The sequence below is a fragment of the Enterobacter cloacae complex sp. 2022EL-00788 genome, assembly GCF_026627565.1.
GTDB classification, from domain to species: domain Bacteria; phylum Pseudomonadota; class Gammaproteobacteria; order Enterobacterales; family Enterobacteriaceae; genus Enterobacter; species Enterobacter pasteurii.
This window is the reverse complement of record NZ_JAPNMC010000001.1, coordinates 67145-84490: the sequence shown is the minus strand read 5'-3', so window position 1 is coordinate 84490 and position 17346 is coordinate 67145. Positions and strand designations below refer to the sequence as shown.

At 59.9% G+C, this 17346-nt stretch carries 13 protein-coding genes and 1 pseudogene; 7 read left to right on the top strand and 7 right to left on the bottom strand.

The genetic code is table 11. From position 1 onward, the window contains the following. Positions 1-110: 110 nt before the first annotated feature. On the top strand, positions 111-1490 hold the full coding sequence (locus tag OWK27_RS00350) for an MFS transporter (RefSeq protein ID WP_267589506.1): 1380 nt from the start codon (positions 111-113) through the stop codon (positions 1488-1490). Positions 1491-1503: 13 nt separating this feature from the next. Here the strand turns inward: OWK27_RS00350 and OWK27_RS00345 are convergent, their stop codons facing one another. Genes OWK27_RS00345 through OWK27_RS00335 form a run of 3 tightly spaced genes read right to left on the bottom strand, consistent with a single transcriptional unit; the run spans position 1504 to position 4214 of the window. After that, positions 1504-2499, bottom strand: coding sequence for a DUF2891 domain-containing protein (locus OWK27_RS00345; RefSeq protein WP_267589505.1), 996 nt, complete (start codon positions 2497-2499; stop codon positions 1504-1506). Between the two features lie 9 nt (positions 2500-2508). Then, positions 2509-3495 (bottom strand): DUF979 domain-containing protein, encoded by a 987-nt coding sequence (locus tag OWK27_RS00340; RefSeq protein ID WP_267589504.1) that lies wholly within the window; start codon positions 3493-3495, stop codon positions 2509-2511. After that, on the bottom strand, positions 3492-4214 hold the full coding sequence (locus OWK27_RS00335) for a DUF969 domain-containing protein (RefSeq protein WP_148422681.1): 723 nt from the start codon (positions 4212-4214) through the stop codon (positions 3492-3494). The genes OWK27_RS00340 and OWK27_RS00335 overlap by 4 nt, the downstream gene beginning before the upstream one ends. A gap of 224 nt (positions 4215-4438) precedes the next feature. On the opposite strand from OWK27_RS00335, the gene OWK27_RS00330 reads away from it, so the two are divergent. Further along, on the top strand, positions 4439-4987 hold the full coding sequence (locus OWK27_RS00330) for a winged helix DNA-binding protein (protein WP_267589503.1): 549 nt from the start codon (positions 4439-4441) through the stop codon (positions 4985-4987). Here the strand turns inward: OWK27_RS00330 and glgX are convergent. From glgX to treZ, 3 genes are read right to left on the bottom strand one after another with little or no spacing between them, the layout of a single operon-like run. Beyond that, the gene (glgX, locus tag OWK27_RS00325; protein ID WP_267589502.1) at positions 4984-7059 is read right to left on the bottom strand and encodes a glycogen debranching protein GlgX; all 2076 of its coding nucleotides are present in this window, start codon (positions 7057-7059) and stop codon (positions 4984-4986) included. The two genes, OWK27_RS00330 and glgX, sit on opposite strands and share 4 nt — an antisense overlap. Positions 7060-7074: 15 nt before the next feature. Then, positions 7075-9543: a malto-oligosyltrehalose synthase gene (gene treY, locus OWK27_RS00320; RefSeq protein ID WP_267589501.1), complete on the bottom strand. Its 2469-nt coding sequence runs from the start codon at positions 9541-9543 to the stop codon at positions 7075-7077. Beyond that, positions 9540-11327, bottom strand: a complete 1788-nt coding sequence (treZ, locus tag OWK27_RS00315; RefSeq protein ID WP_267589500.1) for a malto-oligosyltrehalose trehalohydrolase — start codon at positions 11325-11327, stop codon at positions 9540-9542. The genes treY and treZ overlap by 4 nt, the downstream gene beginning before the upstream one ends. Positions 11328-11458: 131 nt before the next feature. On the opposite strand from treZ, the gene OWK27_RS00310 reads away from it, so the two are divergent. The 4 genes and pseudogenes from OWK27_RS00310 to OWK27_RS00295 all read left to right on the top strand — a co-directional run bounded on the left by OWK27_RS00310 (position 11459) and on the right by OWK27_RS00295 (position 14786). Beyond that, positions 11459-11986 (top strand): GNAT family N-acetyltransferase, encoded by a 528-nt coding sequence (locus OWK27_RS00310; protein WP_267589499.1) that lies wholly within the window; start codon positions 11459-11461, stop codon positions 11984-11986. 111 nt (positions 11987-12097) lie between these two features. Then, positions 12098-12982: an SDR family oxidoreductase gene (locus OWK27_RS00305; RefSeq protein ID WP_148422675.1), complete on the top strand. Its 885-nt coding sequence runs from the start codon at positions 12098-12100 to the stop codon at positions 12980-12982. Between the two features lie 107 nt (positions 12983-13089). Beyond that, positions 13090-14067 carry an MBL fold metallo-hydrolase gene (locus OWK27_RS00300; RefSeq protein ID WP_193355144.1) on the top strand — a complete coding sequence of 326 codons (978 nt, stop codon included), beginning with the start codon at positions 13090-13092 and terminating at the stop codon, positions 14065-14067. Position 14068: 1 nt separating this feature from the next. Continuing rightward, positions 14069-14786, top strand: a pseudogene (locus tag OWK27_RS00295) (LysR substrate-binding domain-containing protein). Here OWK27_RS00295 and OWK27_RS00290 read toward each other — a convergent pair. Continuing rightward, positions 14762-15661, bottom strand: coding sequence for a LysR substrate-binding domain-containing protein (locus OWK27_RS00290; RefSeq protein ID WP_267589498.1), 900 nt, complete (start codon positions 15659-15661; stop codon positions 14762-14764). The pseudogene OWK27_RS00295 and the gene OWK27_RS00290 overlap by 25 nt on opposite strands. A 112-nt stretch (positions 15662-15773) precedes the next feature. On the opposite strand from OWK27_RS00290, the gene OWK27_RS00285 reads away from it, so the two are divergent. Beyond that, positions 15774-17255: a UbiD family decarboxylase gene (locus OWK27_RS00285; RefSeq protein ID WP_267589497.1), complete on the top strand. Its 1482-nt coding sequence runs from the start codon at positions 15774-15776 to the stop codon at positions 17253-17255. The last annotated feature ends 91 nt before the right edge of the window (positions 17256-17346 follow it).

The window sequence follows — 17346 nt, the reverse complement described above, 5'->3', positions numbered from 1 at the left end:
TTCAGATAAGGCGTTTCATGCAATGATAAAGTGCAAATGGTGCGCCTTCCGCCACGTAAAAGCCATCTTTATAGTTCCGTCATCCACCATCCTTTTCAGGAGACAGCAAGATGACGCTCTTTTCCAGCCAACCCGCCGATGACGGCCTGCCGGGCCCGGCACGCGCCCGGGTGTTGGCCGCGGTAATGACCACCACGCTAATGGGCGTGTTTGACGGCACCATGATTAACGTCGCCCTGCCGTCCATGGCGCAGGCGATGCAGGTACCCGCCAGTGCCGCCGTCTGGTTTGCCAACGGGTATCTGCTGGCGGCGGCCATGACGCTGGCGCTATTCGCGGCGCTGGCGGCACGTCTGGGTTACCGCCCCGTATTTCTGGCAGGCCTTATGACCTTTACCCTGACATCGCTGGGCTGCGCGCTGGCAACGGGCCCCGGAATGCTTATCGTGATGCGTATCCTGCAGGGGATCGGCGGCGCGGCGACGCTGAGCATCGCGCCCGCGATACTGCGGTCCGTGTTTCCCGAGCGATTGCTTGGCCGCGTTCTGGGTTTACACGCCCTGCTCATCGCCTCCAGCTCGGCGCTCGGGCCGGTATTGGGCGGCGCCCTTCTACACACCCTGAGCTGGCAATGGCTGTTTGCCGTAAACGTTATTCCCGGTGCGGTGGCCCTGCTGCTGGCAACCGGAGCGCTGCCGCGCAAGGCTGTCTGCGTTCGGGCGCCCTTCGATTCGCTCGGGGCCATTTTATCGGTGCTGATGTTGGGCTCAACGATCGTGGCGACGAACAGTTTCCAGAGCGCAGCACATCACACAATCTGCCTTTGCTGGGCGGCGATCGCTGCGATGAGCGGCATCGCCTTTATCTGGCAGATCCGCCGTACGGTAAACCCGCTGCTGCCGCCAGCAATGTTTAAAAATGCGCGTTTTACCCTCGCGGCCCTTACGTCGATGACTGCGTTCGTCAGCCAGGGGATCGCCTTCATTGCTCTGCCGTTCCTGTTTCAGAGCGTCTATGGCTATAGCCCGCTCGTCTCTGCCCTGCTGTTTACGCCGTGGCCGTTGGGGATCGTGCTCATTGCTCCCCATGCCGGCCGGTGGGCGGACACGATTTCGGCTCCGCCGATCTCAACTCTCGGGCTGATGATTTTCGCTGTGGGGCTGGGGCTGCTGGCGACGCTCCCTGCCAGCCCAGCCATGTGGGATATCTGCCTGCGGTGCCTGGTGTGCGGTATTGGGTTTGGCTGCTTCCAGAGCCCCAATAACCGGGAGATGCTCTCAAACGTTGCCCGTGACCATGCGAGCTTCGCTTCAGGCGTTTTGTCCATCATGCGGACGTTCGGGCAGTGTCTCGGTGCAGCGGTTGTGGGGGTTATGCTGACGGCAGAGGGAAGACCGGTTCATGCTGCGCTGTGGATCGCCACGGCAGCCTCAGCGGGATCCGTATTCGTTAGCGTAAGCCGGTTACGGTCGCTGAGGCTGATAAAATAAGCGCTAGCCTGGGCTACTCCAGCGCCAGCAGCGCAAAGCTCGCCAGCCAGTGCCCGCCGCTGTAGTGGCTGCCGACAACATGCTCCACGCTTGCCGCCAGATGGCGCGCGGCGGCATCGCGCAGTGCCTGCTGCGCCGGATGGCTTTCCGGCAGGGCGCGCGCAATGTGCTTCATGCACCAGGCGCGGCTGAGGTTGAGCCCGTCCAGGTGCGCAATTTTCGGATCGGTGCGATCGCTCACCTCTGCCGGGTACATCAGCGCCGACACGGCGCCCGCGTCCGGCAGAAACGCATCGAACCAGGCCGGGAAATTGTCCGTCACCTTGCTCATCAGCAGGGCTTCGGTAAGCGCCCCGGAAACATACTCGTCGCCCCCCGGCTCATAGTGCGCGGGATAACGGGTGTCCGCGAGATAAAACCGCGTTGCCGCGTCCAGGATAGCCTGCTCAAGCGCGTTATCCTGCACCGCCCGGGCGTAATCCAGCCCCAGCGCGAGCGCAAACGCGGTGTTGTAATGCGTCCCGACGCGGATTGGGTAGGTTAACTTGCTGAGGTAATCCACCAGCCGCTGACGAATATCCAGCGTGAGCGGTTGCAGCGTCTGGTACCAGCGCGCCGCCTGCGGCAGCGAGGACTGTTGCAGCTCCTGCGCCAGCGCCAGCAGCCAGCCGTAGCCGTAAGGTCGCTCAAACGACGCGCGGAACGGCGCGTTGAAATAGGCCAGCTCTTTCGCCACCTTCTCGTCGGTCAGGTGTTCCTCAAACAGGGCGACGATCTCTTCCCGGCACGGCAGCTCGGGATACAGGCGCAGGCAGCGCAGCAGGAGCCAGTAGCCGTGCACCGCCGAGTGCCAGTCAAAGCAGCCGTAAAAAATCGGGTGCAGCTCGCGGGGCGGCAGAACGTCGCCGTCATCGTTCAGCAGATGCATGATGTGGTTCGGGTATTCCTGACGTAAATAGGTCAACGGCATTCTGGCGAACGCGTCGGCCTGTTGTTGCGTTAATTCCATAGCGGCTCCTTAGCGAAACACGAGGAAATACATTAAGAACACGTTTACCACCAGCAGGGTTAACGCGGTCGGGATCTGGATCTTGATGACCTGATATTTGTCCTTCAGCTCCAGCAGCGCGGCGGGCACGATGTTGAAGTTGGCGGCCATGGGCGTCATCAGCGTGCCGCAATAGCCCGCGTACATCCCGATAGCCAGCAGCGGCGCCGGGTTGCCGTGATGAACGTTAATCAGGAACGGCAGGGCGATACCGGCGCTCAGCACCGGGAACGCGGCGAAGGCGTTGCCCATGATCATGGTAAACAGCGCCATCCCCACGCAGTAAATCACCACCAGCATAAAGCGGCTGTCCGGGTTGACGAACAGGCTGACCACCTTCTGGACCGATTCGCCGGTATTGGCCACCACAAATACCCCGCCGAGCATGGCGAGCATCTGCGGCAGGATCACCGCCCAGCCGATGGTATCCACCAGCCGACGAGACTGACGGACCGCATGCAGCGGCGTGCCTTTCGTCAGCCACCAGCCGGTGAGGATTGCCGCCACGCAGGCCACGCACAGCGCCGCCAGGGTAAGCTGCTTCTGGTCGAGCAGATAAACGCCGCCAATCGACACGCCCTTCAGGAACAGCGTCCCGATGACCGTCACCACGGGGATCATCAGCGCCGGCAGGAACAGCCAGTTTTTCAGCCGGTTCGACGAGGCGACGCGCTCCTCCTCGGTGGACATTTTATAATGCCCCTTCCCGACCATCCCAAAACCCGCCAGCAGCGCAATCACAATAACGGCGCCGCCAATGATGCGATACGCCAGCGACTTGCCCAGCTCCTGCACCATCAGATCGCCAAACAGGAAGATCCCGCCAAACAGGAACCAGAACAGCGCGGTGGTAAAACGTTTCGGGTTGGCGCGGTCGCGAAGGGTCATAACGACCAGCAGCATCACAACAAAGCCAATCAGGTAGTACACGCGGTTAATGGTGATGAGCGTCATCATGATGCGATCTCCTGCGTGCCCTGCTCTGCTTTCCAGGCCATCACGTCGCGACGAATGCTGGCGTCGAGGCGCAGCAGGCGCGTCATGTGAATAATCAGGGCAGCGATGGCGGTCGGAATGGCCCACAGGCCGATGTGCAGCGGCTCGATCCCCTCGATCCCGTTCTCTTTAAGAAACGCGTCAATCAGCAGCACCGCGCCGAAGGCGATAAAGATATCTTCCCCAAAGAACACCGCGATATTGTCGCAGGCGGCGGCGTGCGCCTTAATTTTGTCGCGGATAGTCTGCGGCAGCTCGCCATATTCGTTCAGCGCCGCCCCTTCCGCCATCGGCGCCAGCAGCGGGCGCACCGTCTGCGCGTGGCCGCCCAGCGACATCAGCCCCAGCGCCGCCGTCCCCTCGCGGGCGACAAAGTAGAGCATCAGGATACGCGCCGAGGTCGCGCTGGCGATCTTCGCCACCCAGGCCTGGGCCCGCTCCTTCAGCCCGTAATACTCCAGCAGGCCAATGACCGGCAGGATCAGAATGAAGGTGGCAAGCGATCGGCTATTCACGAACTTTTCGCCAAAGGTTTCCAGCAGCATACCGAAATCCATGCCAACCAGCAGGCCCGTCGCCAGCCCCGCCACCACGACAACCAGCAGCGGGTTGAAGCGCAGTGCAAAACCAATAACCACCACCGGTATCCCGATAAGCGGCAACAGTGTAGAACTGTCCATAAACGTTACCCTATCCAAAGTGAGCGTTGCGCGCCGACGGCTATTTTTTATACTTCGCAGCAGAGCGAAGCCGGTGCATTACGGCGCGCGATGTTGTGTTTTGCGTCAGGCTCCACAGAACCTGCACTAAAAAGCTATATCTGAACGTCAAAAACATGTAAACAATTTATCAATAAAATGTTCTTATTTTATCGACGGGTTTACATTTCGGGAGAAGGATCGGTATGACAAAAGACAAAACGAAGACGGCGCCAGGCCACGACGATATTGCGGACGGGCGTATCGTCTCCTCCCGTCATCTGGTCTCAGAGCGGTGTGCCGAACTATCGGAGCTGGAATACGCGCTGATCATGACCAGCAACGCCTTCAACAAGTGGATGGTGCGCTGCATGACGGCGGCGGGCGAGCCGGATATGGGCGCCTTTGACGTCTCGCTTCTGCACCACGTAAACCACCGCAACCGCAAGAAAAAGCTGGCGGACATCTGCTTTGTGCTGAACATGGAAGATACCCACGTGGTGACGTATGCGCTGAAAAAGCTGGTAAAGGCGGGTTACGTCACCAGTGAAAAAGCGGGGAAAGAGCTCTTTTTCTCGACGACGGAGGAAGGCAAAGCGCTGTGCATGAAGTACCGGGACGTGCGGGAGGCCTGCCTGATCGCCATTCATGCGGAAAGCGGCATTCCGGGAACGTCGATTGGCGAGACCGCGCAGCTGCTTCGCGCGATCTCGTCCCTGTATGATACCGCCGCACGCGCGGCGGCCTCGCTTTAAGGACGGCGGAACAGGGTGATACTCCGCCCGGCCAGCTCATAATCGACGGATTCCGTGATGATCTCCCCGATGGGGGCATCATCCGCCGTTGACAGCTCCAGCACCCAGCCGCCTTCCCCGAACTGCGGGATCTGGAACGGGACCGTGCCTTCAAACGGGTTAAACAGCATCAGCACGTCGTGCCAGACGCCCTCTTCCTTTTCGAGATCCGGTCGGCTGATGGCAAGGCCAAGGGTGGAGCCCTCGTCCCACTGTTCCGACTGCTGCAGCCCCCCGCCGGCGTTAAACCAGCGGATCTCCAGCCCGTCGCGCCAGTTTTCACGCCGCAGCAATGGCTGCTCCGCGCGCAGGGCAATCAGCCGACGGGTAAATTCGCGCAGCCTATCGTCGTTTTCAGAAAGCCCTTCCCAGTTTATCCAGGAGATCTCGCTGTCCTGACAGTATCCGTTATTATTGCCCTTCTGCGAGCGGCCAAACTCATCTCCCGCCAGCAGCATCGGCGTGCCGTGGGAGAACAAGAGCGTGGTGAGGAAGTTGCGCTTTTGCCGCTCGCGGGTCGCGATGATCTCCGGGTTTTCCGTCGGGCCTTCTTCGCCGTAGTTGTATGACCGGTTATCGTTATGGCCGTCGTTATTATCTTCCCCGTTATCGGCATTGTGCTTCTCGTTGTACGACACCAGGTCGTTGAGCGTGAAGCCGTCATGCGCGGTGATGAAGTTGACGCTGGCCCACGGGCGACGCCCGCGCAGATCGTACAAATCACCGGAGCCAAGCAGGCGTGCGGCAAAATCGGTGGAGACGTTATCGCCCTTCCAGTATTCCCGTACCGTATCGCGGTATTTGTCGTTCCACTCCCCCCAGCCCGGCGGGAAGCCGCCCACCTGATACCCGCCGGGGCCGATATCCCACGGCTCACCGATGAGCTTCAGCTTCGACAGCACCGGATCCTGGGTGACTGCATCGAAAAATCCGCCGCGCGGATCGAACCCTTCCGGCTCGCGCCCGAGAATAGTGCCGAGATCGAAGCGGAAGCCGTCAATCTGCATCGATTCCGCCCAGTAGCGCAGCGAGTCCATGACCATCTGCAATACGCGCGGATGCGAGGTATTGACGGTATTGCCGGTGCCGGTGTCGTTGATGTAGTACCGGTGCCGATCCGGCATGGTGCGGTAATAGCAGAAGTTATCAATCCCCTTAAACGACAGGGTTGGCCCCAGCTCGTTGCCCTCCGCCGTGTGGTTATAGACCACGTCGAGGATCACCTCGATGCCCGCGTCGTGGTACGCGCGCACCATATCGCGGAAGCCCTGGATCCCCGCCGGGCCGTAATAGCGGGACGCTGGCGCAAAGAAGGCGAGCGAGTTATAGCCCCAGAAGTTTTTAAGACCGCGATCGAGCAGGTGCCGATCGTCCGGGAACCAGTGGACCGGCAGCAGCTCCACCGAGGTAATGCCCAGGCTTTTGATGTAGTCCACGGAGGCTTTATGCCCCATCCCCTCAAACGTACCGCGCAGCTCGGGCGGAATGGCCGGGTTAAGCTGGGTAAAGCCCTTCACGTGGCTTTCGTAGACGACGGTGCGCGGCCACGGAACGTCAGGCCGGCGCGAGTCCTGCCAGTCGACGGCGTTCGGGTCGATGACCTTGCATTTCGGCGTAAACGCCGCGCTGTCTCGCGTATCGAAGCTGAGATCGAGCTCGTCGTGCCCCAGCTCATAGCCGAAGTGGGCATCGTTCCACTCGATATCCCCTGCCAGCTCGCGGGCATACGGGTCGATTAGCAGCTTATGCGGGTTAAAGCGGTGACCGTTCTCCGGATCGTATGGCCCGTAAACGCGGTAACCGTACAGCGCCCCCGGCTTCAGGTCGGGCACATAGCCGTGCCACACCTCATGGGTGTATTCCGGCAGCTGCAGGCGGGCGATTTCTGTTTTCCCGGAAGGGTCAAACAGGCACAGCTCCACCCGCTCCGCGTGCGCGGAAAACAGCGCAAAGTTAACCCCCTTGCCGTCATAGTTTGCGCCCAGCTGCTGGCCGTGACCGGCCCGAATTTCAAACGTTGTATCCTTTGGCATTTTTGTTCTCCTCGATTATTCGCAGGTAAGCAGAACCAACAAACATCCCTTTTCAGACGTTAAATCCAGCGTCTCGTGCAGTACGCGACTCTCACCGGTAAACAGATCCCGGTAGCGCTTCCCGGCCAGCTCCTGAGGTATGGCCAATGTGGTATTAACCCACAGCTTCTCGTTGTCGTTAACGCCAAACGCCAGCCGCGGAACGGCGACGATGAGCGCCTCGCCGTCTTTCAGGCGGGCATAAGCGATTAGATTCTCCTCGCGCTCGCCGGTTACCTTCAGCGGCAGCCAGTCGCCGTAGCGGAAAAGCTCGGGGTAATGCGGGCGAAGCCGTAACAGCGTGGCGGTGACGTACTGCTTCACGCTGCCGTCTCGCCAGCGCTGCTCGTCGTTAAAGATGTGTCCATCCGCCGCGCTGAGGTTCTCCGCCAGCGCGGTGAAATCCGGTTCCCGGCGGTTGTCCGGGTCAACCAGGCTAAAGTTCAGCGCTTCGCTGCCCTGGTAAATATCCGGCACGCCGGGCGCGGTCAGCTTGATGACCGTCTGGCTCAGGCTGTTCATCAGTCCGGCGCGAATAAACGGCTGGAGCGCCTGGCTGAAATCGTGCAGGAACAGGGTGTTATCCGGGGAGAGCAGATGGCGCGCATAGTCCAGCACCACGCTCTCGTAGCTTTCGTTGCTGTCGATCCAGTCGGTGCGCTGCTTGGCCTCGCGCAGCGCTTTCTCAAGAAAGCCGAGGAAGCGCGTCTCCAGCGACTGAAGCCCGTCGCGATCGTCAGGCGACAGCGATGCCGGCCAGACGCCCGCCAGCGCCTGGAAGATCATCCAGGTATCGGCGGCGTTCGGCGCGGTGCCGTCATTCAGGAACCGGACCTGGGTCTGGTTCATCTGCCGCCAGCGCGCCAGGCTCTCCCCCCACAGATCCGGCGCTTCCGTCAGCGTGTACAGCCGCGCCCGCGCATCCTCGCCGCGTTTGGTGTCGTGGGTCGAGGTGCCCAGCAGCGCGTCGGGCTGACGGGCGAGCCGAATGCGCATCTCCTGGTGAAAGCGGGAGAGTGAAAACGCGCGCGGCGCGGGGTCGGCGCCGACCTCGTTCAGGGCCAGCTCCAGGTTGTGGCGGAAGAACAACGTATCCTCTACCGATTTCGCCATCAGCGGCCCGGTCAGCTGCTGAAAACGGGTGCGGAAAAGCGAGGCCAGCGCGCGATACTGCTCCGGCAGATCGCCGGTGAGAATACGCACGATCAGGCTCAGGGCGGGCTCCGACGCGTTAACGCTGGCGACCACGCGGCCGAGCAGCGCCACGTCCGCAGGCGTCAGCCCCTCGCCGGTGCCGTAGGTGCGGTACACCGGAAAGGCGATAAGCAGCTCGCGCAGGGCATGCCGGATATCGTCGCGCTGCACCTCGGCGCCGTTGTGCCGGGCCAGCTCGCAGGCAATAGCAAGCAGCGTGGTAAATTCGCCTTCGAAATTACGATCGGTCATCAGGCCTTTGGCCTTGCGCAGCTCTACATGCGTGTCCACGGGCGCGCCCAGCGTTTCGGCGTGGATGGCCTCCAGCCGCGAGAGGTTGTTATCGTCCACCAGCACTTCGGCAAGGGAGGCGATAAACTCATAGCCCGTCGTGCCCGACACGGGCCACTCGGTGGGAAGCTGCTCCCCTTTGGCGAGGATCTTCTCAACCGTGATGTAGCAGTCCGGCCCGGTCGCCGCGCGCAGGCGCTGCAGATACGCCAGCTGATCGGCAAGCCCGTCCACGTGGTCGATGCGCAGGCCGTCCACCACCCCGGCGTGAACAAGCTCCAGGATCAGGCGGTGGGTATCCGCGAAGACCGCTTCATCCTCAACCCGCACGCCCACCAGCCCGGTGATTTCAAAAAAGCGTCGCCACGACAGCTGCTTCGGCGCTTCACGCCAGGACATCAGGCGCCAGCTTTGCGCCTCGTGGATCTCAGCGATGCTCTTATCCTCACTATACGTGCCGGGATTGAGCGGATAGGCGGTGTCGTAATACACCAGCGCCGCCTTATCGGTGACACTGTCACGTTTTATTGTGATAGCGCCCCGCTCCAGCTCCGCTTCAAAGGTGTCGCCAAGAAACGGCAGCGTTAGCGGTCGGGACCAGTCGATGTCAAAGAAGGCGGCGTAGCGGCTCTGTTTGCCGTTTTCGATAACGTCGCGCCACCAGCGGTTTTCCAGCGAGGTGGACATATGGTTAGGAACGATATCCAGAATCAGCCCCATGCCCGCCTGCCGGAGGGCCGCCGCCATGCGGTCGAACCCTGCGCGCCCGCCAATTGCCGGGTCGATTTTATTGGGGTCGGTCACGTCATAGCCGTGAGTGGAGTCCGTGGTGGCCGTGAAGACCGGCGACGCATAGAGATGGCTGATACCGAGATCTTTCATGTACGGTATCAGGTCCACTACGCGATCGAAGGTCATGCCGTTGCGAAACTGAATGCGATAGGTTGAGGACGGGATCATAGCGCTGCTTCTCCATCAGCAAAGCGAACAACAATGCTGTTCGGCGGCAGGTTTTCCTCTGCCTCCGGCCAGCTAAAGATCGTTTTTCCCGGCAGGTCCGGTAAGGCGAGCGGCTTTTTACCGATATTCAGCGCCAGCGACAGCGTCCCGGCTGGAAAACGCCAGCTCACCGCGACCATGCCGAGCGCCGTTTGCAGGACGTTACCCTCTGCGGCGCCCGGCTGTTTCAGTAACGGGACGACATGGCGCTGACGCAGCGCGATAAGCTTGCGCGTTAGCTGCAGCCACGCTCTGCCTTCCTCGGTTTGCGCCTTATCCCAGCCGGGCTTCGAGCGGATAAACGTATCGACGTCGTTGGGATCCGGAACGGCTTCATCGTGGCCGGTATGGCCCGTAAACTCCTTCGCGCGCCCTTCCCGCACGGCCTTCGCCAGGTCCCCGTGGAAGTCGGTGAAAAAGAGGAACGGACGGGTTTCGCCATACTCCTCGCCCATAAACAGCAGCGGAATATGCGGGGAGAGCAGCAGCGCGGCGAACAGGACGCGCGTTTTATCCTCTCCCGCCAGGGTAATGAGCCTTTCTCCCTGAGCACGGTTGCCGATCTGATCGTGATTTTGAATAAAATCGACAAAAAACTGCGGAGGCTGCTCGCGACACTCAACCCCGCGCGACCTGCCGGTCTGAAGCGAAATCTCCCCCTGATAGACAAACCCCTCGGCCAGCGCCCGCGCCAGCTTTTTCTCGGGCTCAAAGGCAAAGTCCTGGTAATAGGCGTGCGATTCCCCGGTCGCGAAAACGTGCGCGGCATTGTGAAAATCATCATTCCATTCGGCGGTAAACAGCGGCGTATTGCCCTTCGCATCGCGCGGATGCAGGAAAATCACGTTGCGGCTGTCCTCGGTGGTGAGATGGATATGGCGATCCGGAAACGCGTCGCGGATCCGCTGCGCAATGTAGGGAAGAATATGGGGTTCTGCGTCGTCGTTAATCTGGTCGATGGCGTCAAAGCGCAGGCCGTCAAGATGGTACTCCGACAGCCAGTACAGCGGCGCCTCGGTAATGTATTGCCGGACGGCGTCAACCTCGTAGGCAATCCCGTTGCCCCACGGGGTCATACGATCCTGATGGAAAAACGCCGGCGAGAGTAACGGCAGATAGTTGCCCTCGGGGCCGAAGTGGTTGAGCACAATATCCAGCACCACCGAAAGCCCGAGCGCGTGGGCGGCATCGATGAAGGCGTGAAAGTCATCCGGCGTGCCGTAGGCGGAGTGCGGGGCATACAGCAGCACCCCGTCATAGCCCCAGCCGCGCGATCCGCCGAACTGGGACACGGGCATCACCTCCAGCTGCGTAATGCCGAGTTCAGCGAGATACGGCAGTTTTTCGATGGCCGCCCTGAACGTCCCTTCCTCCGTAAAGGTGCCGATATGCAGCTCGTAGATCACCGTCTCTTCCCACGGGCGCCCTTTCCATTCGCCCTGAGCGGGGGTGTAGCGACGCGGGTCGATCACGACCGACGGGCCGTTGACGTCGCCCTGCTGCGCGCGTGAGGCGGGATCCGGCACCGCCATACCGTCCTGTAAAACAAACTGATACGTCGTACCGTGCGTGACGCCGGGCACGTCAACCTGAAACCAGCCGTCGCCCACCGCCGCCATCGGAATGTCGGTGTCGGTTAAACGCAACGTGAGATCTCTTTGCCCTTCAGCCCAGACGCGAAAACGTACAACGTCATCGGAAATATATTCAGCACCCCAGTGCCTGCGACATGTTCTGAATTCCATTCACTGTCCTCGAATGACCACATTTTACGCGGAACGAGATACAAGCTTAGACCAGGATGAACAGAGTGTTATGCCAGCAGGTTATGCCGCTTCGTCTATTATCTGTTTATAACTCTTACTTAAGGAATACCATGCAGATTCGAAAAGGATTAAGTACGGACCTCCCCCGTCTTGAATGTTGTGATTTTTCCTTCACGGTCGATCGCATTGCCAGAGAGCCGTTTATCCATGGCGATTTGCATATCGAAGCGCTTGCCGAGCCTTATCTTAAAATCTATGAGCTCGATCTCCAGACGCTGGAAAATCATCGCGTTAATCCCGATGCCATATTTCTGATTGCCGAAACGGATGACGGAGAAATAGCCGGATTTATTACCGCATCCTGCAACTGGAATAAATTTATTTCCGTGGATTACGTTGCGGTAGAACGTTCAAAGCGCAGAACGGGCGCGGCGCACAAGCTGATGGCCGCCACGCACGTGTGGGCACGCAGCATCAACGCGCCCGGGTTACGGCTGGAGACGCAGAACGTCAACGTTTCAGCCTGCCTGTTTTACCGGCAATACGGTTTTATTCTGGGCGGTTACGATCGCTATCTTTACAACGCGCTGCCGGAAAAAGATGAGGTCGCGCTTTTCTGGTATTACATGCTGGCCTGAAGAATTATTTACCGCAGGTAATGGAATATAGATTTGTCTGAATTTGTCAGTTTTGCCCGCTTGCGCTTAATTAGCGACTAATCTTGGAATTCACTATTTAAGGAGGCCGGTATGTCTACAGGAAATAATCACACGCTGCATTACCCTCGTCCGCCGTTTGCAGAACAACCGCAAATGGCCCCCGGGCTGGCATCGGAAATGAAGCCATTACCGGATCATGGTGAAACAAGCTATATCGGGTCGGGAAAGCTGGCAGGAAAAAAAGCGCTCATTACCGGCGGTGATTCCGGTATTGGCCGCGCGGTGGCCATCGCCTACGCCCGCGAAGGTGCGGATGTTGCCATCGGCTATCTGCCGGAAGAAGAGTCCGATGCCGCATCGGTTATCGCGCTGATTCAGGCCGAAGGCCGTAAAGCGGTCGCCATTCCCGGCGACATTCGCGTGGAATCGTTCTGCGATACGCTGGTGGAAAAAGCCGTTGCCGAACTGGGCGGCCTGGATATCCTGGTGAATAACGCCGGTCGCCAGCAGTACTGCGAGTCGATCGATAACCTCACCACGGCTGATTTTGACGCGACGTTCAAAACCAACGTGTATGCGCCTTTCTGGATCACCAAAGCGGCGCTGCGCCACCTGCAGGAAGGGGCGGTAATCATCAACACCTCTTCCGTTCAGGCGTACAAACCGAGCGGGATCCTCGTGGACTACGCCCAGACCAAAGCCTGTAACGTGGCCTTTACCAAGTCTCTGGCCAAGCAGCTGGGGCCGCGCGGCATTCGGGTGAACGCTGTCGCACCGGGGCCGTACTGGACACCGCTACAGTCCAGCGGCGGTCAGCCTCAGTCCAAGGTACAGCAGTTCGGCGGAGATACGCCGCTGGGCAGGCCGGGCCAGCCGGTTGAAATCGCACCGCTGTACGTGTTGTTTGCCTCCGATACCTGCTCATACGCTTCCGGTCAGGTATGGTGTTCCGACGGCGGTACGGGCGTGCTGTAATTCCCTTCCCCAGACCTATCCATTCCATGGATAGGTCACATTCACTTCCCGGCCGTTCTCAAAAATCGCAGTTGAACTATGATGAACTTACTATTGAGGAGCCCATCATGTTTACTGTGAAAAAACTTGCTATATCAACCCTGTTGACCGGTTCTGCGCTTTTCTTTCCGGCGTTCCACGCGGCGGCGAATGTCCCGCAGCATGTGGTTAAACAGCAGGCTGGCGGCTACAGCGTGCAGGTTGGCGACACGATCGTCACCGCCTTTACGGACGGCAGCGTTCCGCAGGATCTTCATACTCTGCTGCGCCGGACGACGGCGGAAAATACCGATGCGCTACTGGCTAAAAACTTCCAGGCCAATCCGGTTGAAGCGTCCATCAACGCGTTTTATATCGCCCTGCCCGGCCACCGGATCCTGGTGGACACCGGCTCAGGCCAGCTCTTTGGCCCCGGAAACGGTGGACGGCTGATTGAAAGCCTGGCGACGCAGGGCATCAGGCCGCAGGATATTACCGACATTCTGATCACGCATGCGCACTCCGACCATGCCGGCGGCCTGGTGAAGGACGGCCAGCGCGTATTTGCCAATGCGCAGGTGTACGTCGGCAAGCCGGACATCGATTTTTTCTTTAACGACGAGAATCAGAAAAAATCAGGCTATGACCAGAACTACTTTGATATTGCACAGAAGACCCTGAAGCCCTATCTGGACGCCGGAAAGGTGACGCCATTCTCCGGGACGGAGCAGCTTCTGCCGGGGATCAGCGGCACGGTTCACCCGGGCCACACTCCCGGCTCCGCGTTCTATACGCTTGAGCGTCAGGGTGAAAAAATAACCTTTGTCGGCGATATCATTCACGTCGCCGCGGTTCAGTTTCCTCAGCCTGATGTAACCATCGCCTACGATGAAGATCAGGACGGCGCCTCCCGGGTTCGCAACGCTGCGTTCGCGGAGTTTGTCAAAAACCGCGCGCTGATTGCGGCTCCGCATCTGCCTTTCCCGGGTATTGGTTACGTCACCAGGGGCGAGCGTGAAGGCTACGCGTGGGTTCCCGTTACCTATACCAACCGTGATGCAAAGTAAGATGACATCCTCCGATATGGATATGGACCTGATCCTGGCGCTGGATGCCTTACTCCGGGACAGGAACATTACCCATGCGGCCGCGCGGCTGGGCATCAGCCAGCCGGCGTTATCGGCCTGCACGAAAACCCGGCGCTGATGCTTGGGGCTGAGCTACAGAATCAGATCGGCACGCTGGCGCCGGGCGTTCGCCTGCGTTTTGCGCTGCCTGAGAAATCCAGAAACTGCCCGCGCAAATGGAAAGCGGAGAGGTGGATATTTACGTTGGCGTTGACGCGGGGGCGCACGATGCGTGGGTCAGGCGCAGGCTGTTTGACGATGAGTACGCCACGGCACAGCGCAAGGGCCATCCGCGCGGAACGGGGGAGCTGGATCTGGACAGCTATTGCGCCCTTTCCCACCTGGTGGTGTCATCCGAAGGCGATCCTTTCGCAGGCTTTGTCGACCAGAATCTGGCCGGGCTTGGACGCCAGCGAAGCGTGGTAATGTCCACGCAAAGCTACGCCGTGGCGCCTGCGATTGTGGCCGGGACTGATTTGCTCTGTACCCTGCCAAAGCGCATGCTGCAACGCTTCGCGCAAACGCTCGATCTGTTTCCGCCGCCGCTGCCTCTCCAGCCGATCGTCATAGGCATGTACTGGCACCCGAAAAACGGCCAGGATCCGGCTAACGTCTGGCTGCGCGAACAGCTCCTTCAGGCCGCCGGACGGCCGACGTGATCGAGGAGGCTGAGAAACTTTTTCAGCACCTCGGAGCGTATGATCCGGTGGCATACCAGCGTCAACTCGCTCTCCCGGAGCCGGTCGAGGATCTCCACGCAGACCACGTTCTCGATGCGGATAGCCTTTGCCGAGGCGGGCAGCATGGCAATCCCAAACCCCGCGGAGACAAGGCTTATCACCGTGGGGACGTCAGTGGCGCTTTGCACGACGCTGGGCCGGATGCCCGCGCCGCGGCAGGCGTCATAGAAGTACTGCTCCAGCCCCATGCCTTCCGGATCGCGCAGGGCAATCCATTTTTCCTCCTTCAGCGATGAAAGCGTAAGCGCTGCCGAACCCGCCAGCGGGTGCTGGCCCGGCAGCGCCAGCACCGTCTTCTCTGTGGTAAACGGACGGCTTTGCAGATCCTCAGGCAGCGGCGGAAGCGGCGAGCGGATGATGGCGATATCCAGCTGGTTGCTTTGTACGGCGCCGTAGAGGGTTTGCACATTCCCGGTCATGACCGACAGCGTGATGTCCGGCCATTTCGCGTGAAGCTGGCGAAGGGCCGCGGGCAGTTTGCTGTCGAACATCGCGCTCGAAACGCAGCCAAGGTTTAATACCCCCTGCTCGCCTCTGGCGGTTTGCCTGGCGTCCAGGATAGCCTGCTCGGTCATCATTATTGCGACCCGGGCTTTGTTAAGAAAAGCCTCACCGGCGGGCGTCAGGGTCAGACGACGGTTTGCCCGGCTGAAGAGCGTCACGCCCAGACGTTCTTCCAGGGTTTTGATCTGCTGGCTCAGCGCCGGCTGCGCCATATTCAGACGCTCCGCCGCCCGGTGCATGTGAAGCTCCTCAGCCACCACAATAAAATTGCGCATCAGGCGAAACTGCATAACGTGCCCCAATAATTGATATGAAAATACGTATCAAAATAGCATGAATGATGCAATTGATGGTGAATTTGCTTCCACCGACAATGGACGAATTCATCCGAGGGAGGAAAATATGGAAAACCCAATCAACGATCTCAGAAGCGCCATCGAACTGCTCCAGCGCCACGACGGCCAGTACATCGAAACTAACCATCCGGTCGATCCCAACGCGGAGCTGGCGGGGGTATACCGGCATATCGGTGCCGGCGGCACGGTCAAACGCCCAACCCGCACCGGGCCCGCCATGATGTTTAATAGCGTGAAAGGCTATCCCGGCTCCCGGATCCTGGTGGGGATGCACGCCAGCCGTGAACGTGCGGCGCTGCTGCTGGGCTGCGAACCTTCTGAGCTGGCGAAGCACGTCGGTCATGCGGTAAAAAATCCGCTGGCGCCGGTTGTCGTTCCGGCGGCGCAGGCCCCGTGTCAGGAGCAGGTGTTTTATGCCGACGATCCTGACTTCGATCTGCGCAGGCTGCTGCCGGCACCGACGAACACCCCGATAGACGCGGGCCCGTTCTTCTGCCTGGGCCTGGTGCTGGCAAGCGACCCGGAAGACGCGTCGCTCACCGACGTCACCATTCACCGCCTCTGCGTTCAGGAGCGCGACGAACTCTCCATGTTCCTTGCCGCGGGCCGCCATATCGAAGTGTTCCGCAAAAAAGCTGAAGAGGCCGGGAAACCGCTGCCTGTCACCATCAATATGGGCCTGGATCCGGCTATCTACATTGGCGCGTGCTTTGAGGCCCCTACCACGCCCTTCGGCTATAACGAGCTGGGCGTCGCCGGCGCGCTGCGTCAGTCCCCGGTTGAGCTGGTTCAGGGCGTGGCCGTGCGGGAAAAAGCGATTGCCCGGGCGGAGATCGTTATTGAAGGCGAGCTGCTGCCGGGCGTGCGCGTTAAAGAGGACCAGCACACCCATACCGGCCATGCGATGCCGGAATTCCCCGGCTACTGCGGCGAGGCCAACCCTTCCTTACCGGTGATTAAGGTAAAAGCCGTTACCATGCGCCATCGGGCGATCCTGCAAACGCTGGTCGGGCCGGGCGAAGAGCATACCACGCTCGCGGGCTTACCGACCGAAGCCAGCATCCGCAACGCGGTGGAAGAAGCCATCCCCGGTTTTCTGCAAAACGTCTATGCGCATACCGCAGGCGGCGGCAAATTCCTTGGCGTGCTGCAGGTGAAAAAACGTCAGCCCTCAGACGAAGGACGCCAGGGCCAGGCGGCACTGATCGCGTTAGCCACCTACTCCGAGCTTAAGAACATTATTCTCGTAGACGAGGATGTGGATATTTTCGACAGCGATGACCTCCTGTGGGCCATGACCACCCGCATGCAGGGAGATGTAAGCATCACCAACCTGCCGGGGATCCGCGGCCACCAGCTGGATCCGTCTCAGGCTCCGGACTACAGCACCTCCATTCGTGGAAACGGCATCACCTGCAAAACCATCTTTGACTGTACGGTGCCCTGGGCGCTGAAGTCCCGCTTCGAACGCGCGCCATTTATGGAGGTAGATCCTACGCCATGGGCCCCAGAGCTATTTAAAAAATAAGGTTATCCCTGCAATCTCCTCTCTTCCCCCCCCTGCGGGGCTGAGGGTTCCCCAGTTATTTTTAAGCAGAAGCAATAATGTTGCTTTCTGA